Genomic DNA, 20,901 nt, shown 5'->3' with positions numbered 1-20,901 from the left:
CTAGAACAGGCTGCCCTGTTTCGGCGGCGTTGCCGGCTCGTCCGGCTTAGCCGAGCGTTTCTTCGCAGGCTGTGGCGGGCCTCCGTCGGTGGTGACGGCGCCGATACGGCCATCCGAGAACTCGATCGAAATCCCGGCACCGGCCGACAGCATCGCGGCCTGCGAGACCGGCCGGTTCTCATCGTCCCGGATCACGGCATAGCCGCGCTTCAGGACGTTCTTGTAGGACAGCGACTGCAGCACGCGGTCCTGAGCTGCTAGTTCTCCCCTCGCCCGCGTCAGCTGGTGGCGTACGGCGGTATCGCCGTGACGGGAGAGATTTGCCAGGTGGTCGCGCATGCGGGCGGTCTGGGTGGTCAGGCGCGCGGGGACCGAAGAGAGCGTGACGCCGAAGCGCTCGACGCGGCCCTTCAGGGCATCGAAACGGCGCTCGACGATCCGTTCGGCACGGGTCATCCGCTCGGCGAGCATCTGCCGCCGCTCGGTAATGCGATTGGAGAGCACATCCGGACGCAGATGCGATGCCGCCCGCTCGAAGCTGCGGCGCTTGTTTATGGTGTTAAGTTCCAGACCACGGCCGAGACCCGATGCCGCTTCATCGAACCGGCGGCGCGGCAGGGCGAGCAGCTGATCGAGCGACGGCAGCGCACGCATGAGCGCACGCACCGACTGGCGGCGATGATCCATCTGGCGGCTGACGCAGCCCTGAAGACGGGCCGAGAGACCGGCAAGCTGCGCCTCAAGCTCGGCGCGAACAGGCACGGCCATTTCGGCGGCACCCGTCGGCGTCGGCGCGCGCACGTCGGCGGCGTAGTCGATCAGCGTCCAGTCGGTTTCGTGGCCGACGGCCGATATCAGCGGGATGGTGCTTTCAGCGGCGGCGCGCACGACGATTTCGTCGTTGAAGCTCCAGAGATCCTCAAGGCTGCCGCCACCGCGCGCAACGATCAGCACATCCGGCCGTGGGATTTCGCCGCCGGGTCCGAAGGCATTGAAACCGCGGATGGCATTTGCCACCTCCTCGCCCGAACCATCGCCCTGCACCTTCACCGGCCAGACGAGAACGTGGACGGGGAAGCGATCGGAAATGCGGTGCAGGATATCGCGGATGACGGCGCCGGTCGGCGAGGTCACGACGCCGATCACCTTCGGCATATAGGGCAGACGCCGCTTGCGGGCCTGATCGAACAGGCCTTCGGCGCCGAGCTTGCGCTTGCGCTCCTCGATCAGCGCCATCAGCGCGCCGGCACCGGCAGGCTCCAGCGTTTCGATGACGATCTGATATTTCGATGAGCCCGGGAAGGTGGTGACCTTGCCGGTGGCGATGACTTCCATGCCCTCTTCCGGGCGGAAGCGCAGACGCGAGAACACGCCCTTCCAGATGACGGCATCGATACGCGCCCGGTCATCCTTCAGCGAGAAATAAGCATGCCCCGAGGAATGTGGCCCGCGATAACCGGAAATCTCGCCACGCACCCGCACCTGATCGAAGGCGGTCTCGACCGTACGCTTGATCGAGCCGGAAAGCTCCGAGACCGAATATTCGGCGAGATTGGTTGGCGAATCGCTGTCGAAGACATTGCTCATGCCTTCGTTCTATCCGAAGTACCGAAAAAGATCAGCCCGAAGATCGCGCCTCGACGCGCTGCTTGGCTTCAATCCACCGGCTTGAAGAGGAAATACTCGACCCCACTCGCCCTCGCATAAGGCTGCAGGTAATTTGGGATGTTGCCCTTGGCGAGCTGGGCGTAGAGGCCGTCTGGTTTCAGGCGCTGGAGCTGTTGCGACGAGATATCATCCTTGCAGAAAGCCAGGGTCGCAACGCCAGCGCCTCGCATGAAAGCTTCGGCTTCCTTCGGTTTGGCTAGCCCAATATGCAGTTCTGTCAGCATTCCGCGTGGATTGCGATGGTACGGCGCCGTGAGCACATGCTGGGCGCTGAAGCGCAGGATGGGCACGCCCATTTCATACGAGGCAACAACCATGCCCGGCGGTAAATTGGTCAATGGGGCGATAGCCTCACGCGACTTGCAGGCGGCCTCCGGATCGCTGTCATCGACGACCAGACCTTTTGCTCTGTTCGCCTGCATAGCGATGAGATCGCCGCCCACGGCCCAGGCTGCCGGAACGCTCGCGATGACCACGAGTATGTAGCAGAGCGCAGCGGCAATATTCTCGCTATCGGCGTTGGAGACCTTCCTCACGTCGACGATAAGCAGTGCCAGTGGCAGGATCGAGAGCATGTTGGAATAGGCCGCGCCCCGTACCTGGACCAGAGCGATCGCCAAATTCACGCCAAGCATGAAAAACAAGATCAGATGAATTTCGACCCGGTCGCGCTGAATGATGCGGAAAATGCATGCTGCGAGGCCGAGGAAGCCAGTCGCGTAGAATGCGCCCAGGATATATGCCTCCGATCGCGACATCTCGACGAAGGAGCGCGCCTCGGAAATCGTGTTCAGCCACAATTCGACAAGCATCGGATCAAGCGTGCTCAGTGGGCTGCGCAAGCATTGCGGCGCGATGAGGAGAGCGGAGACGCCAATGCAGGCACCGACGGCGGCAAGCACAACGAAGCGTGTGCGGCGAGAGGCCTTGCTAAAAAATGCGGCTGAAACGAACAGAAGCCCGCCGCCGATCGCCGAAAGGCTGTAAAAGCCGAGCGAGAGGTTGTCGCATGTTACCGCTGAATATTGGCTTGGCGGCACGGTGCCGAAGAAGAAGATGCTGACAAAGACCGCAATTGATAACCCGAAGGCCTTCGCCGCCCCGGCATAGATTTCGCCGTGCCAAGCCCAAGCGGTGGCCACGATGATGCAGACTGACGCGACCGCCGGCGTGGTTTCGGCGCCGACGGCGATAGCCACAGCAGCACAGAAGCCGGCGACAGCCAGGCTTGAGGCTCGATACTTGTCATCAAGGAGCATGGCCAGCATCATCGCAACCAAGCCCATCTGGGCATTGTGATGATCGATGGCGCCCGGAAGAAACCGGCCGCTCGTCATGATCATGAGAAAGCTGAGGGCGAGCGATATATGCATCGCTAGCGCACCACCAATCCGGCGCCCGGCGATTGCCATCGCAAGCATCAGCGGAAGCACGAGCGAGACTGGCCACACCGCCAATGCCAAGGCTTCCGCACGCTCACCAGCGACAAACAAACCGAAAAACTTGATCAGTGCCGCGATCGGCAGGTCAATGAGCCTGGACCAATGCATGAGCGTACCGCCGACCCCAAGACGATACTGCATGAGATCGAACCAACCTTGCCCCGCCAGGAAGTCGCGAACTTCTATGAGACGCATACCGTCATCGTTGTCAGGACCGACATAGTCCTTGGCGGAAGGGAGCTTGATAAACAGAACCGCAACGATCAGCACCGCACTATAGGCAAGCACCGATGGCCACAGACGTGAGAACAGCGCCTGGAGTTTTGCGAGCTTGCTTTCCGAAGGTGAATTGGCAGTCATCTCTGCGGCGTTCGTCATTGCGGGAATCCGTTGCCAGTTCGCGCGAGTTTATTCGAAGCCGATCAAGAAAGAGTAAAACGTCCCATCCCAGTGCATAGACCTGCCTGCGTCATAGCGTCTTATTAACACTGGCTGACTTATACTGCGCCCCGGTCAAACCCGGTGAGAAGATCATGAACAGATCGCAGAACGATACTCCGACCATTGCCGTCCTCCTCCCCTGCTATAACGAGGCGGCGACGATCGGGGCCGTTGTGCGCGGGTTCAAGGCAGCGCTGCCCGAAGCGCAGATCTATGTCTATGACAACAATTCCACCGATGGTACGGCGCTGCATGCGATGCTGGCAGGCGCCAGCGTGGTGCGTGAACGGCGCCAGGGCAAAGGCCATGTTGTGCGCCGGATGTTTGCCGATATCGATGCCGATATCTATCTGATGGCCGATGGCGACGGCACCTATGCGCCCGAAGACGGCGAAGACCTGATCCGCACGCTGCTGACCGAACGCGCCGATATGGTCGTTGGCACACGCCGCAACGTCAAGGCAGATGCCGGGCGACAGGGCCATGCCTTCGGCAACCGCATTTTCAACGTGCTTTACCGGACGATCTTCGGTCCCGATTTCACCGATATCTTCTCCGGCTACCGCGCCTTCTCGCGCCGGTTCGTCAAGAGCTTCCCGGCGGTCTCCGGCGGTTTCGAGATCGAGACTGAAATGTCCGTCCATGCCTCCCGCCTGAAGCTGCCGGTCAGCGAGCTCGAGCTCGATTACGGCCGCCGCCCGGAAGGCTCGCATTCCAAGCTTTCGACCTTCAAGGATGGCGGCAAGATTCTCTGGATGTTTGCGATGCTGATGAAGGAAACCCGGCCGTTTGCCTTCTTCGGCATAGTCAGCGCGTTCTTTATGCTGGCGAGCATGGGCTTCATGACGCCGGTGCTTGCCGAATATTTCGCAACCGGACTTGTCAGCCGCATGCCGACATGGGTGCTTTCGATGGCGCTGATGATGATCTCGTTCATGCTGTTTACGGCAGGAACGATCCTCGATTCCGTTGCCCGCTCGCGTGCGGAACAGCTGCGTATCCATTACATGGCCGCAGGTAAGGTGGCCCGCCAGGTGGATACCGCCGCCAAGGCCGCCCCCGATGTCATCACCACGCCGCGCAGACCGGCGCAGCGCAAGGCAGGTGTGGCGTGAAGAAGCTGCTGCGCTTCGGTATTGCCGGTGGCATCGGCTTTGTCGTCGATGCCGGGCTGCTGACGCTGCTCCTGCATTTCACGCCGCTCGGCCCCTTCATCGCGCGGCTGATCGCCATCGCCGTCGCGATGGTGGCGACCTGGATTTTCAACCGGACCTTCACCTTCGACCGCTCGCCGCATTCGCTTGCGGTCGAGGGCTTTCGTTACGGCTCGGTCGGCATCACCTCCGCACTCGTCAACTACGGCCTCTACGCCGCGCTGCTGCTGACGATCCCAGCCCTGCAGCCGCTCGCGGCGCTGGTGCTTGCCACCGCCGCGTCCATGTTCTTCAGCTTTTTCGGCTATTCCCGCTTCGTTTTCCGCAGTGAGTAATCAGACCGGCTCCCAGCCGTCCTTCTCGCTGGCGCGATAGATCGCGTCGATCACCTTCTGGTTCAGCCTGGAATTTTCCAGCGTGACGATCTCTTCCTGCTCGCCCTTGGCGGCGCGGGCGAAGGCTTCGGCCTGCTTGCGGTACTGGCGGCTGTCCTGGAAGCGGAAGATGGTGGATTGGTTGTGGCCGCGGTTGCTGAGTTCCAGCTCTTCGGGACCCCAGCGGTCGGCGTTGAAGGGCGACTTCACCTCGATGAAGCCTTCGGTGCCATGGAAAACCATCAGCTGGCGATTGGCCATCTGCGTCGAGATGTAGAAGCTGAGTTCGAAGTCGCCGAAGTCAGCCTTGACGCTCGAATAGATGTCGGTGCCGAATTCCGGGTCGCGCTCGGTGACGGCCTGGATGCGCAGCGGCTCCTTGCCGGTGGAGAAGCGGGTGCTGATTGTGGGGTAAACGCCAATGTCAGGCAGACCGCCACCGCCGAGCTCGGGAATGTTGCGCATGTTGCCGGGGTCGCGGTTGAAGTAAGTGAAGACGCCCTGCACATGACGCAGCTTGCCGATCGCGCCTTCGGCGATCAGCGAGCGCACCTTCCGCCAGACGGGAGCGTAGGTGACCATGAAGGCTTCCGAAATGATCACCTTGTTGCGATCGCGCGCAGCGATCAGGCCGTCGATTTCTCCCGCCTTGAGAGCAATCGGCTTTTCGCAGAGCACGTGCTTGCCGGCATCGGCAGCCTTGATCGCCCATTCGATATGCTGCGAGGTCGGCAGCGGAATGTAGACGGCATCGATCTTGTCGGATGCCAGCATCTCCTCGTAGGAGCCGAAGGCATGCGGTGCCGAAAAGCGGTCCGCCATATCGCGGGCACGCGCCAGATCGCGGCTGGCGACCGCAGCAACGACGCAGTTCTCCGCGTCCTGAATGGCCGGCACGACCGCGTCGCGGCCGATCTTTGCGGTGGAAATGATGCCAAAACGCAGCATGGATGAAGCCTCCCGAATGTTGATTGCGGGCACATTATTCACCCCGGGCCGGGCAGGCAATGGCGCGGCGAAAGATCACGAAAGTTTGGTTTCCTTCAGCCGGAAGCTGCACTAGTTTATCTCACGGCGGCGTTCTGCCGCGTCCGCACTTTCAAATAAATCAGCACTTTAGGAGAGCGCCATGAATATGCGCCGGCTTGGAAAAACAGGTCTTTCCGTCTCCCCGATCGTCTTCGGCGGCAACGTTTTCGGCTGGACTGCAGACGAGAAGACGTCCTTCGACATTCTGGATGCCTTCTTCGATGCGGGTCTCAACACCATCGATACGGCAGATGTCTATTCGGCCTGGGTTCCCGGCAACAAGGGTGGCGATTCCGAAGAGATCATCGGCCGCTGGCTGAAGAAGGGCAAGGTTTCGCGCGACAAGGCTGTCATCATCACCAAGGTCGGCTCGGACATGGGCCAGGGCAAGACGCTGAAGGCACAGTACATCCTGAAGGCTGTGGAAGACTCCCTGCGCCGCCTGCAGACCGATTACATCGACGTCTATCTCTCGCATTGGCCGGACGCCGATACGCCGCATGAGGAAAGCCTCACCGCCTATGCCAAGCTGAAGCAGCAGGGCAAGATCCGTTCCTTCGGTTGCTCCAACTATGATGCCGCGCTGCTGCAGACATCCTTCGATGCCGCAGAGAAAGCCGGACTGCCGCGTTATGACGTATTGCAGCCGGAATATAACCTCTATGAACGCACCAGTTTCGAAGGGCCGCTTGCCGATCTTTGCGTCAAGGAAGATATCGGGGTCATCACCTATTTCAGCCTGGCGGCAGGCTTCCTGACCGGCAAATATCGCAGCAAGGCCGATACCGAGGGCCGGGCGCGCGAAGGCCGAGTGTCGCAATATCTCGATGCCAAGGGCATGAACATTCTCAATGCGCTGGACAAGGTCTCCGCAGAAACCGGCGCCAAGCCAGCCGAGATCGCGCTTGCCTGGCTTCTGAACAAGAAGGGCGTGACGGCGCCGATCGCCAGTGCTACCAGCCTGTCGCAACTGGAAAGCCTTGCGAAGGCTGCCAAGCTCACGCTGTCAGGCGAAGCGATGGCGCTGCTCGACAAGGCCGGAGCCTGAGGAGAGCACCGATGACCGTGACCATCCGGGACGCGAGACCCGAAGACGAGAACCGCTGGCGGGCACTCTGGAAGGATTATCTCGATTTCTACGACGTCACGGTCGACGAGAGCATCAGCGATTCCACCTGGCGCCGGGTTTTCGATCCGGCGTCGGCGATCTTCATGCGCGTTGCAGAGATCGACGGCAATGTCGTGGGCTTCACGCTGTCGTTGACCCATGAGGGAACGTGGATCCACGGCAAGGATTGCTATCTCGAAGATCTCTTCGTCGATGGCACCATCCGCGGCAAAGGCGTTGGTCGGGCGCTGCTCGACGATCTCGTTGCGCTCTGCAAGACCAATGGCTGGTCGCGGCTCTACTGGCATACAAGCGAGAGCAATGCCCGGGCACGGTCGCTCTACGACAGCTATGTCGAGAATGACGGGCACATCCGCTATCGCATCAATTTCTGAGCGGCGGGAAATCCGGGTAGAATTCCGAGTGATCGCCATCCCAGTTCGGCATGCCCCGCTTGGTCAGGATGCCGCGCGGACGGACATAGCTCTGTATGGTACGGCGCGGGCGCTCATGCCACTGGATGTTGAAAGCCCATAGTTTCGGGAAGAAGCAGAGCGCCGCATAAGGCAAATGGTCGTGAATCCACCAGGCGAGCCGCTGCCAATCGCTTTCATCGCTGTAGCGGTCGACAAGCCAGGGAACGGCGACACAGGCGGTTGCGCCCATGCAGCCGTCGAAATCCCTGAGATCCCAGATATGATCGGCGGCCGTTGCGGCATTCGTGGAGCAGTTGAGCTTGTTCCTGTTGCCGAACTCGTTGACCGCGGCGGAGCGGTAACCGGAGCGAATATGCAGCCGGCCGAAGGTCGCCTGCAGCGGCTCCAGCAACTCCTCGCAGAGCCTCTTGCCTGCTTCGATCGCCAATTCAGGATCGTCAGGGATATTGGGTATGCGGTAGAAGTCGGCGATCTCGGAATGCAGGAAATCGCGAAAGAAGAAATTCTTGGAGAGCCGGGCGCGGCCCATGTCTTCCAGCGCTTTCATCGATCCCGGTTTTTTCATCGGTTTCCTCCCTTGATATCGGAGAGCATCGGCGGATTCGCCGGAGTTCGGAAGTCATGAAGCCGGCGAAGACAGGGATGGCATGGGCATAACTTTGGGCCGAACCGCTCAAAGTAAATCACTCGCAACTTACAATGTAAGTTTCGGTTTCATTTTCGCACAACCCGACTTCTCATTACTTACATTAGCTCTAGTTAAACTTCCCAGTGAGAAGGGGAGTTGCCCATGCCTTTGGCAAGACGGGACGGGAAGAACAATACTGCGGCAAGCCTGGCCGAGATCGAAGGGCGCATGCTGGTGCTCGAGGTCGTGGCGATGACGTCTCTGGCGATGGTGCTCGATACATCCGAGCCCGAGAAGGCCGATATCGGCCGGGGCGTGCTTTATCTGATCCGCGAGGCGGTCGAGAACAAATGCGCGGAGATGGACCTCTCCGAGGATGCCACTTCGACGGCGCGCGACTATGTCGATGAACTGCTGAACACGGCGATGCACTCGCTGTTTCCAGAAAGGCATTAAAAAACCCGCGGCAAGCGCGGGTTTTTCTTTTCCGTTCTGATGGTCTTAGCTGCGAAGCACGCCACCGGTGAACTTTGTCACGCTGGCGATGATCTTCTGCGTCAGCGCCTCGAAATCCTCGTCGGTCAGCGTACGCTCGACCGGCTGAATCTGAACTTCGATCGCCACAGACTTCTTGCCCTCACCCAGCGAGGCGCCTTCGAAGATGTCGAAGACGTTGACGCCGGTGATCAGCTTCCTGTCGACGCCGCTTGCGGCCTTCAGGATCGCACCGGCTTCCACCGACTTGTCGACGACGAAGGCGAAGTCGCGCTTCACCGCCTGGAAGGCCGAAAGCTCCAGCGCCGGCTTGGTGCGCGTCGCCTTCTTCTTCGGCTCGGGCATGGCATCCATATAGACTTCGAAGCCGCAGAGGGCGCCGGAGACGTCGAGCGCTTCGAGCGTCGAGGGATGGAACTCGCCGAAATAGCCGAGAATGACCTTCGGACCCATCTTGATCGTGCCGGAACGGCCCGGGTGATACCATTCGGGACCGCCCTGCTCGATCTGGATATTGCCCATCGGCAGGCCGCAGGCTTCGATCACGGCGAGCGCATCGGCCTTGGCCTCGAAAACGTCGACCGGCTTGCCGCCACCCTTCGAAGCGTTAGACCACATGCGGCCGGCACCGGCCATCGTTGCCGTGCCGCGGCGGATACCGCCGGCAACACGGCGCTGGCCTTCCGGCCGGTCGTTTTCATAGGTGCCGGAGACTTCGAAGATCGCGACGTCGCCATAGCCCTTGTCGGCATTGCGCTGGGCAGCGGTCAGCAGGCCCGGCAGAAGCGATGGGCGCATGTCGGACATTTCGGCAGCGATCGGATTGGCGAGCTTCAGCGCCGGCGAACCGCCGCCGAAGAGCTTCGCCTGATCTTCGGAAATGAAGGACCAGGTGACGGCTTCCAGCATGCCGCGCGAGGCGAGCGCCCGCTTGGCAACGCGGGTGCGGATCTGCAGCGTCGTCAGGATGCGGCCGTTGACCGCCGCGTGGCTTTCCAGCGGCGCCGGCTTGATCTTGTCGACGCCGTGGATGCGCATGATTTCCTCGACGAGATCGGCCTTGCCATCGACGTCAGGACGCCATGAGGGAACGGCAACCGAAACGCGCTCGCCGGAACCCGAAACCCTGAAGCCAAGGCGGGTCAGGATAGCGTTGCTTTCCTCGGTCGAGACTTCCAGGCCTGTCAGGCGCTTGACTTCCGCATAGGGGAAATCGACCACCTTCGGCTGGTAACCCTTATAGCCCACGACTTCAGCCTTAGCCGGCTTACCACCGCAGAGTTCCAGCACCAGTTCGGTGGTGCGTTCGAGACCCGGGATCATGTATTCCGGATCGACGCCGCGCTCAAAGCGGTAACGGGCATCGGTAATGATGCCGAGGCCGCGGCCGGATTTCGCGATGTTCATCGGATCCCAGAGTGCGGATTCGATCAGCACGTCGACGGTGTTCTCGTCGCAGCCGGAATGTTCGCCGCCCATGATGCCGCCGATCGACTCGACGCCGGCCTCATCGGCGATGACGACATTGTTGCTGCCGAGCTTGTATTCGCGCTGGTCGAGCGCCAGCACCGTCTCGCCATCCTTGGCGCGGCGGACCGTCAGGTTGCCCTTGACCTTGGCGGCGTCGAAGACGTGCATCGGACGGCCCTGGTCGAAAGTCATGTAGTTGGTGATATCGACGAGCGAGTTGATAGGGCGCAGGCCGATGGCGAGCAGTCGCTGCTGCATCCACTTCGGGCTCGGACCGTTCTTCACGCCACGCACGATGCGCAGGCCGAATCCCGGGCAGAGCTTCTCGTCATCGAGATCGAGCGTCAGCTTGACCGGCGTCTCACCTTCGACCGCGAAAGATGGCGCGGGGCGGGTCTTCAGCGTGCCGAGGCCTGAGGCGGCCAGATCGCGGGCGATGCCGTAGATCGAGGTGCAGTCCGGACGGTTCGGCGTGAGATTGATCTCGATGACCGGATCATCGAGATGGGCGTAAGCGGCGAAGGAAGTTCCGACCGGTGCATCCGCAGGCAGATCGATGATGCCGTCGTGATCGTCGGACATGTTGAGCTCCTTTTCGGAGCACATCATGCCGTGGCTTTCGACGCCACGGATCTTGCCGACGCCGAGCGTCACGTCGATGCCGGGGACATAATCGCCCGGCCGTGCCAGGGCGCCGACGAGACCGGCGCGCGCATTCGGCGCACCGCAGACGATCTGCAGCGGCTTGCCGCCGTTGACGTCAGGGCCGGCATCGACCGACAGCACCTTCAGGCGATCGGCTTCCGGATGCTTTTCAGCCGACAGAACCCTGGCGATGACGAAGGGCTTGTAGGCCGCCTTGTCGTCGACATCCTCGACCTCGAGCCCGATTTCCGTCAGGCGGGTGCAGATTTCATCGAGCGTGGCATCCGTTTCCAGATGATCCTTGAGCCAGGAGAGCGTGAATTTCATAGGTCCAATCCTCCCTTACGCGCTCAGACCGCCGAACAGCGTCGGCATGTCGAGCGGGCGGAAGCCATAGTGATTCATCCAGCGGACATCGGCGTTGAAGAAGTCGCGCAGGTCCGGCATGCCGTATTTCAGCATGGCGATGCGATCGAGGCCCATGCCCCAGGCAAAGCCCTGATACTCGTCCGGATCGAGGCCGCCATAGCGCAGCACGTTCGGGTGAACCATGCCGCAGCCGAGGATTTCCATCCAGTCGGTGCCTTCGCCGAACTTGACGATCGGGCCGGAGCGGTCGCACTGGATATCGACCTCGAAAGACGGTTCCGTGAACGGGAAGAAGGACGGACGGAAACGCATCGTCACGCTGTCGACCTCGAAGAAGGCCTTGCAGAATTCTTCGAGCACCCAGCGGATGTTGGCGACATTCGCCTTCTTGTCGATGACCAGACCCTCGACCTGATGGAACATCGGCGAGTGCGTGGCATCGGAGTCCTGGCGATAGGTCTTGCCCGGGATGATGATGCGGATCGGTGGCTTCTGCGCTTCCATGGTGCGCACCTGCACCGGCGAGGTATGCGTGCGCAGAACCTTGCGCTCGCCCTTCTCATCCGGATTGAAGAAGAAGGTGTCGTGCATCTCGCGGGCCGGATGGCCCTCGGGGAAGTTCAGGGCCGTGAAATTGTAATAGTCGGTTTCGACATCCGGGCCTTCGGCGATCGAGAAGCCCATGTCGCCGAAGATCGCGGTGATTTCATCAACGATCTGGCTGATCGGATGGATGCGGCCGCGCTCGGCGGGCGAGGAACGGACCGGCAGGCTGACATCGACCGTCTCGGCCTTCAGGCGGGCGTCGATCGCCACGCGCTTCAGGTCCGCCTTGCGGCTGGTGATCGCGTCGGTCACAACGGTCTTCAGCGCGTTGATGGCGGCGCCGCGCGTCTGGCGCTCTTCCGGCGACATGGTGCCGAGCGTCTTCAGGAGCTCGGAGACGGAGCCTTTCTTGCCGAGCGCTGCAACGCGCACCGCTTCGATAGCAGGCTCGTCCGCGGCGGCGGCGACATCGGCCAGGAGTTGCTTTTCCAGAGTTTCGAGTTCGGTCATCTTTTCCTGCCTTGCGGGCGTCAATTGCTTCAGGAAGCGTGTTTCAAATAGCTGGTTGCCATGATGAACTGCCGCAGATCACTACCCATGTGAACGCGGCCAATCAACCGGGCTAACCATAAAAAGGCGCCCAGAAATCCAGTGAGTTTGCGCAGTTCTGCAGCAGCATCGGCTGGAGCGGTGCCAGACCATGCCTCGAAGGCCCGATCATGGGTCTCCTTGCCGAGACGGGCGCGGCTGGCGAGCTGCAGAAAGAGCAACCAGATGTCGCGCGCCTGCGCCGTTGCGAGCGGCATGACGCTATCCGGCTCTTCCTCGAAATCCATGAAGCCGATACGGCTTTCCCTCACGAACATGTCGCGCGGGAACGGGCGTCCGTGGCAGAGGCCCTTGGCGTGCAGCCGACCGAGCTCGGTGGCGCAGAGAACGAGAAGTTCGTCATGTGCCTTGGGATCCTGTCGCGCCAGCGCTTTGAGCTGCTGGCCGACAGTGAAGCCGACATCGCCGAATACGACGGCCGAACCGGAGGCGTAGATAATCGGCGCCGTCGGGATACCGTTGTCGGAAAATTGCCTGCTGCGGCGAATTTCACGGTCGGCCATCGCCTCATCGTCGAGGACAGGAGAAGGACGCAGGAACGGGGCGCCGATCAGATTGGCGATCATCCGCTGCAGGACAATCCAGCGCGAGGTCCGCTCGGTGCCGTAGCGCTTGATCCAGACGGCACAGCACGACAACGGCACGCGCTCCACTCTCCGCGAGCCGGATAGCAGGGCGGCGAGCAGGACCGGGATGTCCTCCTCGCTCAGGCCGCTTCCGGCTTTCAGATTGTCGATCGCATCTGCCACGTTCCCGCGACTCCCGCTGTCAAAACCACAAATAAAAACCCGCGCCAGCTAGCCAGCGCGGGTTTGAAAACATCGAAACTGAAGTTCGATAGCGCCGGCTTACTTGACCGTCGCTTCAAACTCGTTCGTGGTACCGGCTTCCTTGAGGTACTCGAGGGCCTTCTTGGAGGCCTTGACGAGCGCGCCGAATGCTTCCGGCTCATGGATTGCCATGTCGGAGAGAACCTTACGGTCAACTTCGATGCCAGCCTTGTTCAGGCCGTCGATGAAGCGGCCGTAGGTCAGGCCGAATTCGCGGACAGCAGCGTTGATACGCTGGATCCAGAGCGCACGGAAGTTGCGCTTGTTGACCTTGCGGTCGCGGTAAGCGTACTGCTTGGCGCGATCAACGGCAGCCTTTGCGGTACGGATGGTGTTCTTGCGGCGGCCGTAAAAGCCCTTTGCTGCCTTCAGAACTTTCTTGTGCTTGGCATGGGCGGTAACGCCTCTTTTTACACGTGCCATTTCATGATCTCCTTAAATCTAAAGCGTTCGCGGAATAGTCTTAGAGACCGTTCGGCAGGTAGTTCTTCACGACCTTGCGGCCATCGGGTTCAGCCAGAACCATCGTGCCACGTGCATCGCGAATGAACTTGTTGCTACGCTTGATCATGCCATGGCGCTTGCCAGCAGCGGCAGCCTTGACCTTGCCAGTTGCGGTGATCTTGAACCGCTTCTTGGCAGCAGACTTCGTCTTCATCTTGGGCATTTTGCTACTCCGTTTCTGTCCTCCCTGCGTGTTTCAAAGAAACCCTCAAGCGATGCCCGGAAACCGGCCGTCGCAACAAGGTGCGGGAGCGTTTGTTGTTGATCTGCGGCACCGGTGACGAAACCTGTCCGCAAGCATTCGAAACTGCCACGGCATGCCCTGCCGGTCAGTTCGGACGCGCGCTTATACCCGCAGTGTCATGAAAGTGCAACGGGGCGGCCTCCGGAATCTTGCGCTTCGGTTGCTGGGGCCAAATTCTTCGGCGCAGGCAGGGCTAGCGCCACTTCTAAGCCGCCGAGATTAGACTGGGACAGGACGATCTTGCCGCCGTAGGCTTCGGCGATATCGCCCGATATGGCAAGCCCGAGGCCCGAGCCGGCATGGGCGTCATCGACGCTGACGCCGCGCTTCAGCATCATCGCATAGTTTTCGGGTGCGGCGCCAGGGCCATCGTCGCCGACGCGGAGGATGATCGCTTCGCCTTCCTTCGCCGCGGAAACATCGATGCGCGAGCGGGCGAAGCGAACGGCATTGTCGAGAATATTGCCCATCGCCTCAGCCACATCCGCGGGGTCTGCCTCGATCGTCAGAGTGGGATCGATATCGACTTTCCAGCCGATCCCCTTACCGTCGGTAACCGGTGAAAGAACACTGACAAGCTTTCCTGAAATGCCGAGAAGCGAAGTCGTCGCCATCCGCTCGACGCCCATGCGCGCTGCCTGCAGCTGGCGGTCGGCGCGCTGGCGGATGAGCTCGATCTGCTGCAGGGCCGTATCCCTCTTATCCTCGGGCAGGCTTTCCACGAGATGCGAGAGCACCGTCAGCGGCGTCTTCAATCCATGCGCCAGGTCGCTTGCCCGGGAGCGGGCACGTTCGACGGCGGTTTCGCGTTCGGCAAGCAGCAGATTGATTTCGTTGACAAGCGGGCGGACCTCGCTCGGCCCCTCGGCGCCAATGTGAGCGCTGCGGCCGGCGCGGATGCTTGCGACTTCATTGCGCAGCCGCACCAGCGGCTTCAGGCCGATCAGACCCTGCAGGAAGGCGGCTGCGAGCAACAGCAGACCGGTCGCGGCCAACATCAGCTGAAGCGGACGATGATAATTCGAGAGCGAGCTCTCCATCTCGTCTTTCGAGAAGGCGGTGTAGATGGTGAAGCTCTTGCGGGCATCGCCCTCGCCCACCGACATCGCCTTCACCGTCACCAGGATCGTCGCGCCATCCGGTCCCTCGGCTTCGTGGAAGCCGCAATAGAGATCCTTCGAAAGGCTGGCCTTGGTCAGCTCTTCGTCCCAGAGCGACCGCGATCTCAAGGGCGGCTCGCCGGGATCATCAGGTGTTATCTGCCAGTAGCGGCCGCCCGCCGGGGTCTGAAAGCGCGGATCGGAGGGTTCGCTCACCAATGAGAGCGCGCCGTTTTCGATCGCAAGGCGGGCGCCGAGCGCGTCGGAAACCGCGGCCATCTCATTGGCATACTGGTCGGCCAGATAATCCTCGAAGAGATGGCCGAGCACGAACCAGACCAGCGCAAGGGCAACCGCAATGGCGACAAGGGCTCCTGCAGCGAGACGGAAGCGCAGCGACTTCGTCATCGCGCTTTTCCCGGCAGGACGTAGCCGAAGCCGCGGCGCGTCTCTATGGCGTTGCTATCAGTCTTCTTGCGCAGCCGCGCCACCATCGCCTCCACGGCATTCTTGGCGGCATCGTCGTCGCGGCCCTGGACCTGGCTGGCGAGCTCGGCAGGGGTGAGCACGGCGCCCGGCCGGTCGATGAACAGCGAGACCATGCGATATTCGAGAGGGCTGAGATCAAGCTCGCGGCCATCGAAGGTGACGCGCCGGGCCAGTTCATCAAGCGTGAAGCGGTCCGCGGATTTGACCCGCGGCTGCATGCGGCCGGCGCGCCGCAACAGGGCGCGGAGACGCGCAAGCAGCTCCTCGCTGCGGAAAGGCTTGGGCAGATAGTCGTCGGCACCGGCATCGAAACCATCGACGCGCTCCATCCAGGACCCGCGAGCCGTCAGCACGAGAACCGGCGTTTCCACGCCATTCGCCCGCCAGCGCTTGAGGATCGACAGACCATCCATGCCGGGCAGACCGAGATCGAGCACGATCGCTGCATAGTCACCGGTTTCGCCCTGCTCCCATATTTCGGGGCCGGAGCTCAGCGTCTCGACGAGGTAACCCTCGCGGCCAAAGGTTTCGGCAAGGTGGACAGCGATATTGGCGTCGTCTTCGGCAAGCAGGATTTTCATCAGTCACTTGTCCCCGATCACTTCGCCGCTGCGTGCATCGACGCGCAGCGTTCGGATAGTGCCTCTGCCGTCTCGAAGCTTCAGCTGGTAGACGTCGCTGAACAGTGAGCGGCTGAGGCTGACATCGATGACGCGGCCATAGCGGCGGGCGTCGATCTTCTGCAGCAGCGACTTGAGAGGCAGGATGCGGCCTTCGCGGACGGCGTCGCGGGCGCGGTCATAATCGGACCGGCCAGAGCCGGAGCTGCCGCCACTACCGCTGCTTCCGCTGCCGCCGTGATCATCTCCGCCGCCGTCGTCATCGCCCCCGCCATGGCCGCTGTGATCATCGCCGCCATCATGACCCGAGCTGCCGGAGCCTGAATTCGAGCCCGAGCCGGAAGAGCCGCTCGATCCACTGCTGCCAGAGCTGCCGCTGCCCGAACTGTCACTGCCGCCATCTTTCGCGGCCACCTCATAGGCAGGCGCAGAGGCCGCCAGGAGGACGGCGGCCGACAGCAAGAGAGCGGTCAATTTGCGGCGGGTGAAATACATCCTTGGTCCGGACCTCATGTACGGCTGATAAACTGAACGCTTCGCCCCTCCCGCACAAGGGCGCTTGTCGCCATCTGCAAACGGCTGATGCTCCGCCGGCAAGCGGCGGAGCATCGATCTTCCGGGGCGGGTGGAAGAACCAGGCATTTACGGCGTTGCCGCGGGCCTGATGGAGACATCCGTGATCGGACCGGGATTACGGATGGCATCGGAACGATGCGGTTTCACTTCGACGGTCTGAACGCCGTGTTCGTTTTCAACCTCGACTTCCAGCCGGCGTCCCAGCTGGTCAACGGCGATCAGCGAGCCATTCAGCAGGCCCTGAAGGCTGGTTGCTGAGACGGAAAGGGTGACGCGGGGACGCTCACTGCGATCATTGTCGCGGCCGCGGCGGCCGTTGTCATCGGTGCCGGCGGCAGCCGACCAGCCGCCGTGGCGGTCGCCACCATTGTCGTCGGCGCCGGAGTCATCGCTGCCACGGCCATGGCCGCTATTACTGCCGCTGCTGCCGCCATGATCGTCTCCGCCGGAAACGTCGCTGCCGCCGCGGCCGGAACTGCCGCTGCCACCGTCATGGCCGCCGCGGGCATAGGCGGCGGACGAGAGGAGCGAAGATCCGGCAGGCTGCAAGGCAGGCAAAGCAGCGGCCAGTGCCAGCGCCGCGGCTGACACCATCATGATCTTTTGAAGACGAAGGGCCATGATCGTTTCCTTTCCATCCGTGTTTCGATGGAAGGAGAATGGCATTGAGACGCTGACAGGGCGCTGAGCGCTTCTGTCAGCGTTCTGTCAGAAAAGCCCAAAAACACAAAAGCCGCCCTTGCGGACGGCTTCGATGCATCCTGATGGACCGCGCTCACTTGGGCGCGAGCACCATCATCATCTGGCGGCCTTCGAGCTTGGGCTCGGCTTCGACCTTGGCGAATTCGGTCGTGTCGGCCTTTACCTGCTGAAGCAGCTTCATGCCGAGTTCCTGGTGAGCCATTTCGCGGCCACGGAACTTCAGGGTCACCTTGACCTTGTCGCCTTCTTCGAAGAAGCGGCCCATCGCCTTCATCTTCACCTCATAGTCATGGGTGTCGATGTTCGGGCGCATCTTGATTTCTTTGACTTCGACGATCTTCTGCTTCTTGCGCGCCTCGGCGGCCTTCTTCTGGTTCGCGTATTTCAGCTTGCCCAGATCAAGGATCTTGCACACAGGCGGTTCGGCATTGGGGGAAATTTCCACCAGGTCGAGACCGGCTTCTTCAGCCATCTTCAGGGCCTGATCGGTGGGCACGATGCCCAGGTTCTGTCCTTCTGCGTCAATCAGCTGAACACGGGGTATGCGAATTTCCCGGTTCGAGCGCGGCCCTTCCTTAACGGGCGCGTCGGCTTTAAAGGGTCTGCGAATGGTCGTACTCTCCTCGAGTTGTTGAATGTTGCAGCTCGTACTCCCACGGGGGCACAAACGGGGTCTCGTTATCGCTGCAACGGAGTCAGTAGCACGCTTTAGCGGAAAAATCACCTGCTGTCAGCCTGTCAAGAATCTGTTTTATAGGCTCAAACGATAGGAGTTCCGCCATGTCCGAGATGCAAAACGCCCCCGACCCGCAGTTTCTCTCCGTCGGCGATGGCGATGCGAGCCGCCAGATTGCGTTCATCCTGCGTGAAGCAAGCCGCGCCGAAGGTGCTCCGACGCTCGTCTGGCTCTCCGGCTACCGTTCCGACATGAGCGGCACGAAGGCGATCGAACTCGACCGCCTGGCGGCCGAAATGGGCCTGGCCTGCCTGCGTCTCGACTATTCGGGGCACGGGCTTTCCGGCGGCGAATTCCGGGACGGCACGATCTCGCGCTGGCTCGAGGAGGCGCTGGCCGTCGTCCATCATGCCAATCCGAAACGCATCATTGTCGTCGGTTCGTCGATGGGCGGCTGGATCGCTCTGCGGCTAGCGCAGGAACTCGGCAAGCATGCCGATGGACCGAAGCTCGATGGCATGGTGCTGATCGCCCCCGCCCCCGACTTCACCTCCGAGCTGATCGAGCCGCACCTGACAAAGAAGGAACGGGCTTCGCTGGAAGAGCGCGGCTATTTCGAAGAGAAGTCGGAATACAGCCCCGAGCCCAATATCTATACGCGGGCGCTGATCGAAGACGGGCGCGCCAACCAGGTGCTGACGGGGATCATCGAGACGGGATGCCCGGTGCATATCCTGCAGGGCATGAAGGACCCGGATGTGCCCTATGCGCATGCGATGAAACTGATCGAGCACTTGCCGTCCGACGATGTGGTGCTGACCTTCGTGCGCGATGGCGATCACCGCCTTTCGCGGCCGCAGGATATCGAGCGGATGCTCGCTGCGGTCACGGCGCTCGTCCGTCAATAGGTCCGTTCGAACGTTCTAATAGTATCTCCGGTTGAGAGAGCGCCACGCAAGCCCGCCTTCTGTGGCATTTTAACCATGTCCGAGAGTTGTAATTACCTACCAAGAAGTAACGATTGACTCCTGAGCCCCCTCCCCGTTAACTCTTTGTTAATAAATACAAGGGCGATGCAGGGAATACGGGCGTGCGTATCAAGGGTTACCTCGTGGCCATGATGGCCATGCTAGCGATGTCTTCCGCCGCCTTGCCGGCTTCGACTTCCAACCTGTCCATGGTGACGGGTGGAGCGACATCGCAGCCAATCGGTCATTACGATTTCTGTCAGATTCATCGCGACGAATGCGGCCCGAACCGCAATACGGCGACCATGCAGATAACGCCCGACCAGTGGACGCTGGTGCGCTCCGTCAACACGACCGTCAACACCACGATCAAGCCGATGACCGACAAGGAAATCTACGGCAAGGACGAGGTCTGGGCCTATCCGACGACGGCCGGCGACTGCGAAGACTATGCGCTACTGAAGCGCCGCATCCTGATCCAGCGCGGCTTCTCGCCTGCAAACCTTCTGATGACCGTCGTGCGCAAGCCTGACGGCGAAGGCCATGCCGTGCTGACGCTGCGTACCACCGAAGGCGACTTCATCCTCGACAACTTGGCGACCAATGTGAAGCCGTGGTTCGACACCAACTATTCCTTCATCAAGCGCCAGTCGAGCTACAATGCCGGGCGCTGGGTCACCATCGAGAACGGCCGCGACGTTCTCGTCGGCGCCCTGCAGTAAACAGACAGATTTCAGCAAGAAGGCCGGCATTTGCCGGCCTTTTTTCGTTTCAGGGTTTAGTTCGTTTAGCCATTGCCGATCAGGATGCCAGCGCCGAGCACGAGGCCGCCACCGACGACGACCTGGAAGGCTGCCCTCAGGAACGGCGTTTCCATATACTTGTTCTGGATGAAGGCGATCGCCCAGAGCTCGAAGAAGACGACGACGGCGGCGGTGATGGTCGCGGTCCAGAAATGCGGGATGAGATAGGGCAGCGCGTGGCCGAGGCCGCCGAGCGCCGTCATGATACCGCAGGCCAGGCCGCGCTTGATCGGCGAACCGCGGCCGGAAATCTTGCCGTCATCATGCGCCGCTTCGGTAAAGCCCATCGATATACCGGCGCCAACGGAGGCCGAGAGACCGACCAGGAAGGTCTGCCAGGTATCCTGCGTCGCGAAGGCAGCGGCGAAGATCGGCGCCAGCGTCGAGACCGAGCCGTCCATCAGGCCGGCAAGACCGGGCTGCACATAGGTCAGCACGAACTGGCGGCGGGCGCCCTCGTTTTCCTCTTCTCTGACGCTGTCGGGCGTGTGCTTGTCGCCGAGCATGCGGGCGATGTCTTCGTGGCCCTGTTCGGCCAGGGCGAGATCGCCGAGAAGCTGGCGCGTCGAGGCATCCGATGTCTGCTTTGCTGCCTCGACGTAGAAGCGGTAGGCCTGCTCTTCCATCGCCTCGGTTTCCTGGCGCATGGCATCAAGTGTCAGGTTCTTGCGCAGCCAGTCGGGCTTGCGATCGTAGAAGCCCAGGACGTGCTCGCGGCGGATCAGCGGGATACGCTCGCCGAAACGCTGGCGGTGGATCTCGATCAGCGACTTACGATGGGTACTCTCGACCTCGGCCATATCCTCGAAAACCTTGGCGCTGGCAGGGAACTGATCCTTCAGCTGGTCGGCATAGGCGAGATAGATGCGCGCATCATCTTCTTCCGAGGCGATGGCGAGGGCCAGAATTTCCTGTTCCGACAATGATTTAAAAGAACGCTTCTGCGATCTGAAAAGGCGCGCCAGCATGGCAAT

General features: G+C 61.4%; 22 protein-coding genes. 7 read left to right on the top strand and 15 right to left on the bottom strand.

All coding sequences use genetic code 11. The features are described 5' to 3' along the window. Nucleotides 1–1,587 carry an exodeoxyribonuclease VII large subunit gene (xseA, locus tag ACODR6_RS13885; RefSeq protein ID WP_489022688.1) on the bottom strand — a complete coding sequence of 529 codons (1,587 nt, stop codon included), beginning with the start codon at nucleotides 1,585–1,587 and terminating at the stop codon, nucleotides 1–3. A gap of 68 nt (nucleotides 1,588–1,655) precedes the next feature. Continuing rightward, nucleotides 1,656–3,488: a hypothetical protein gene (locus ACODR6_RS13880; RefSeq protein WP_489022687.1), complete on the bottom strand. Its 1,833-nt coding sequence runs from the start codon at nucleotides 3,486–3,488 to the stop codon at nucleotides 1,656–1,658. Nucleotides 3,489–3,643: 155 nt separating this feature from the next. Here ACODR6_RS13880 and ACODR6_RS13875 point away from each other — a divergent pair, with 155 nt between their 5' ends. Then, nucleotides 3,644–4,666, top strand: a complete 1,023-nt coding sequence (locus ACODR6_RS13875) for a glycosyltransferase (protein WP_203429761.1) — start codon at nucleotides 3,644–3,646, stop codon at nucleotides 4,664–4,666. Next, a complete protein-coding gene (locus ACODR6_RS13870; protein WP_112713935.1) occupies nucleotides 4,663–5,040 on the top strand; it encodes a GtrA family protein in 378 nt (125 codons plus the stop codon). The genes ACODR6_RS13875 and ACODR6_RS13870 overlap by 4 nt, the downstream gene beginning before the upstream one ends. Here the strand turns inward: ACODR6_RS13870 and ACODR6_RS13865 are convergent, their stop codons facing one another. Beyond that, on the bottom strand, nucleotides 5,041–6,027 hold the full coding sequence (locus tag ACODR6_RS13865; RefSeq protein WP_489022686.1) for a Gfo/Idh/MocA family protein: 987 nt from the start codon (nucleotides 6,025–6,027) through the stop codon (nucleotides 5,041–5,043). A gap of 181 nt (nucleotides 6,028–6,208) precedes the next feature. Here ACODR6_RS13865 and ACODR6_RS13860 point away from each other — a divergent pair, with 181 nt between their 5' ends. Both ACODR6_RS13860 and ACODR6_RS13855 read left to right on the top strand, forming a co-directional pair. Next, nucleotides 6,209–7,156: an aldo/keto reductase gene (locus ACODR6_RS13860; protein ID WP_489022685.1), complete on the top strand. Its 948-nt coding sequence runs from the start codon at nucleotides 6,209–6,211 to the stop codon at nucleotides 7,154–7,156. A gap of 11 nt (nucleotides 7,157–7,167) precedes the next feature. Further along, the gene (locus ACODR6_RS13855; RefSeq protein ID WP_489022684.1) at nucleotides 7,168–7,611 is read left to right on the top strand and encodes a GNAT family N-acetyltransferase; all 444 of its coding nucleotides are present in this window, start codon (nucleotides 7,168–7,170) and stop codon (nucleotides 7,609–7,611) included. On the opposite strand, the gene ACODR6_RS13850 is transcribed toward ACODR6_RS13855, so the two are convergent. Next, nucleotides 7,601–8,218, bottom strand: a complete 618-nt coding sequence (locus ACODR6_RS13850; RefSeq protein WP_489022683.1) for a hypothetical protein — start codon at nucleotides 8,216–8,218, stop codon at nucleotides 7,601–7,603. The genes ACODR6_RS13855 and ACODR6_RS13850 overlap by 11 nt on opposite strands. A 225-nt stretch (nucleotides 8,219–8,443) precedes the next feature. Between ACODR6_RS13850 and ACODR6_RS13845 the strand changes: the two genes are divergently transcribed. Beyond that, nucleotides 8,444–8,737 (top strand): hypothetical protein, encoded by a 294-nt coding sequence (locus ACODR6_RS13845; RefSeq protein ID WP_199625971.1) that lies wholly within the window; start codon nucleotides 8,444–8,446, stop codon nucleotides 8,735–8,737. A 45-nt stretch (nucleotides 8,738–8,782) separates the two neighbouring features. Here the strand turns inward: ACODR6_RS13845 and pheT are convergent, their stop codons facing one another. From pheT to infC, 10 genes are all read right to left on the bottom strand, one after another. After that, nucleotides 8,783–11,218 (bottom strand): phenylalanine--tRNA ligase subunit beta, encoded by a 2,436-nt coding sequence (pheT, locus tag ACODR6_RS13840; protein ID WP_489022682.1) that lies wholly within the window; start codon nucleotides 11,216–11,218, stop codon nucleotides 8,783–8,785. Between the two features lie 15 nt (nucleotides 11,219–11,233). Beyond that, entirely contained in the window at nucleotides 11,234–12,316 is a 1,083-nt protein-coding gene (pheS, locus tag ACODR6_RS13835) for a phenylalanine--tRNA ligase subunit alpha (protein WP_112713949.1), read from the bottom strand. 29 nt (nucleotides 12,317–12,345) lie between these two features. Beyond that, the gene (locus ACODR6_RS13830) at nucleotides 12,346–13,164 is read right to left on the bottom strand and encodes a serine/threonine protein phosphatase (protein WP_489022681.1); all 819 of its coding nucleotides are present in this window, start codon (nucleotides 13,162–13,164) and stop codon (nucleotides 12,346–12,348) included. Between the two features lie 99 nt (nucleotides 13,165–13,263). Next, the gene (rplT, locus tag ACODR6_RS13825) at nucleotides 13,264–13,668 is read right to left on the bottom strand and encodes a 50S ribosomal protein L20 (RefSeq protein ID WP_112713953.1); all 405 of its coding nucleotides are present in this window, start codon (nucleotides 13,666–13,668) and stop codon (nucleotides 13,264–13,266) included. Nucleotides 13,669–13,708: 40 nt separating this feature from the next. Beyond that, complete coding sequence (gene rpmI / locus ACODR6_RS13820; protein ID WP_056816455.1) at nucleotides 13,709–13,912, bottom strand: 50S ribosomal protein L35; 204 nt, start codon at nucleotides 13,910–13,912, stop codon at nucleotides 13,709–13,711. A 197-nt stretch (nucleotides 13,913–14,109) separates the two neighbouring features. Further along, nucleotides 14,110–15,501 (bottom strand): ATP-binding protein, encoded by a 1,392-nt coding sequence (locus ACODR6_RS13815; protein WP_489022680.1) that lies wholly within the window; start codon nucleotides 15,499–15,501, stop codon nucleotides 14,110–14,112. Next, nucleotides 15,498–16,163 (bottom strand): response regulator transcription factor, encoded by a 666-nt coding sequence (locus tag ACODR6_RS13810; protein WP_489022679.1) that lies wholly within the window; start codon nucleotides 16,161–16,163, stop codon nucleotides 15,498–15,500. The genes ACODR6_RS13815 and ACODR6_RS13810 overlap by 4 nt, the downstream gene beginning before the upstream one ends. A gap of 3 nt (nucleotides 16,164–16,166) precedes the next feature. Continuing rightward, complete coding sequence (locus tag ACODR6_RS13805; RefSeq protein ID WP_489022678.1) at nucleotides 16,167–16,697, bottom strand: PepSY domain-containing protein; 531 nt, start codon at nucleotides 16,695–16,697, stop codon at nucleotides 16,167–16,169. 147 nt (nucleotides 16,698–16,844) lie between these two features. Then, nucleotides 16,845–17,399 carry a hypothetical protein gene (locus ACODR6_RS13800; protein ID WP_489022677.1) on the bottom strand — a complete coding sequence of 185 codons (555 nt, stop codon included), beginning with the start codon at nucleotides 17,397–17,399 and terminating at the stop codon, nucleotides 16,845–16,847. Nucleotides 17,400–17,553: 154 nt separating this feature from the next. After that, nucleotides 17,554–18,090, bottom strand: a complete 537-nt coding sequence (gene infC, locus ACODR6_RS13795; protein WP_112714396.1) for a translation initiation factor IF-3 — start codon at nucleotides 18,088–18,090, stop codon at nucleotides 17,554–17,556. Nucleotides 18,091–18,260: 170 nt separating this feature from the next. On the opposite strand from infC, the gene ACODR6_RS13790 reads away from it, so the two are divergent. Together ACODR6_RS13790 and ACODR6_RS13785 are read left to right on the top strand one after the other, a co-directional pair. Beyond that, on the top strand, nucleotides 18,261–19,064 hold the full coding sequence (locus ACODR6_RS13790) for an alpha/beta hydrolase (protein WP_489022676.1): 804 nt from the start codon (nucleotides 18,261–18,263) through the stop codon (nucleotides 19,062–19,064). Between the two features lie 182 nt (nucleotides 19,065–19,246). Next, nucleotides 19,247–19,846 carry a transglutaminase-like cysteine peptidase gene (locus ACODR6_RS13785; RefSeq protein ID WP_489022675.1) on the top strand — a complete coding sequence of 200 codons (600 nt, stop codon included), beginning with the start codon at nucleotides 19,247–19,249 and terminating at the stop codon, nucleotides 19,844–19,846. A gap of 65 nt (nucleotides 19,847–19,911) precedes the next feature. Here the strand turns inward: ACODR6_RS13785 and mbfA are convergent, their stop codons facing one another. Further along, a complete protein-coding gene (mbfA, locus tag ACODR6_RS13780) occupies nucleotides 19,912–20,895 on the bottom strand; it encodes an iron exporter MbfA (RefSeq protein ID WP_489022674.1) in 984 nt (327 codons plus the stop codon). Nucleotides 20,896–20,901 lie beyond the last annotated feature (6 nt).

Source organism: Rhizobium sp. FG96, assembly GCF_057808655.1.
Note: the sequence above shows the minus strand (reverse complement) of the source record. Positions and strands in the feature narration are given on the sequence as shown.

What these genes read in the sequence shown, in the direction of transcription:
- mbfA (WP_489022674.1), bottom strand. Translation starts at nt 20,895, where the DNA reads ATGCTGGCGCGCCTTTTCAGATCGCAGAAGCGTTCTTTTAAATCATTG.
- ACODR6_RS13845 (WP_199625971.1), top strand. Translation starts at nt 8,444, where the DNA reads ATGCCTTTGGCAAGACGGGACGGGAAGAACAATACTGCGGCAAGCCTG.
- ACODR6_RS13850 (WP_489022683.1), bottom strand. Translation starts at nt 8,218, where the DNA reads ATGAAAAAACCGGGATCGATGAAAGCGCTGGAAGACATGGGCCGCGCC.
- ACODR6_RS13855 (WP_489022684.1), top strand. Translation starts at nt 7,168, where the DNA reads ATGACCGTGACCATCCGGGACGCGAGACCCGAAGACGAGAACCGCTGG.
- pheT (WP_489022682.1), bottom strand. Translation starts at nt 11,218, where the DNA reads ATGAAATTCACGCTCTCCTGGCTCAAGGATCATCTGGAAACGGATGCC.
- ACODR6_RS13875 (WP_203429761.1), top strand. Translation starts at nt 3,644, where the DNA reads ATGAACAGATCGCAGAACGATACTCCGACCATTGCCGTCCTCCTCCCC.
- ACODR6_RS13800 (WP_489022677.1), bottom strand. Translation starts at nt 17,399, where the DNA reads ATGGCCCTTCGTCTTCAAAAGATCATGATGGTGTCAGCCGCGGCGCTG.
- ACODR6_RS13860 (WP_489022685.1), top strand. Translation starts at nt 6,209, where the DNA reads ATGAATATGCGCCGGCTTGGAAAAACAGGTCTTTCCGTCTCCCCGATC.
- ACODR6_RS13810 (WP_489022679.1), bottom strand. Translation starts at nt 16,163, where the DNA reads ATGAAAATCCTGCTTGCCGAAGACGACGCCAATATCGCTGTCCACCTT.
- ACODR6_RS13805 (WP_489022678.1), bottom strand. Translation starts at nt 16,697, where the DNA reads ATGTATTTCACCCGCCGCAAATTGACCGCTCTCTTGCTGTCGGCCGCC.
- ACODR6_RS13815 (WP_489022680.1), bottom strand. Translation starts at nt 15,501, where the DNA reads ATGACGAAGTCGCTGCGCTTCCGTCTCGCTGCAGGAGCCCTTGTCGCC.
- rpmI (WP_056816455.1), bottom strand. Translation starts at nt 13,912, where the DNA reads ATGCCCAAGATGAAGACGAAGTCTGCTGCCAAGAAGCGGTTCAAGATC.
- xseA (WP_489022688.1), bottom strand. Translation starts at nt 1,587, where the DNA reads ATGAGCAATGTCTTCGACAGCGATTCGCCAACCAATCTCGCCGAATAT.
- ACODR6_RS13880 (WP_489022687.1), bottom strand. Translation starts at nt 3,488, where the DNA reads ATGACGAACGCCGCAGAGATGACTGCCAATTCACCTTCGGAAAGCAAG.
- ACODR6_RS13865 (WP_489022686.1), bottom strand. Translation starts at nt 6,027, where the DNA reads ATGCTGCGTTTTGGCATCATTTCCACCGCAAAGATCGGCCGCGACGCG.
- pheS (WP_112713949.1), bottom strand. Translation starts at nt 12,316, where the DNA reads ATGACCGAACTCGAAACTCTGGAAAAGCAACTCCTGGCCGATGTCGCC.
- ACODR6_RS13790 (WP_489022676.1), top strand. Translation starts at nt 18,261, where the DNA reads ATGTCCGAGATGCAAAACGCCCCCGACCCGCAGTTTCTCTCCGTCGGC.
- rplT (WP_112713953.1), bottom strand. Translation starts at nt 13,668, where the DNA reads ATGGCACGTGTAAAAAGAGGCGTTACCGCCCATGCCAAGCACAAGAAA.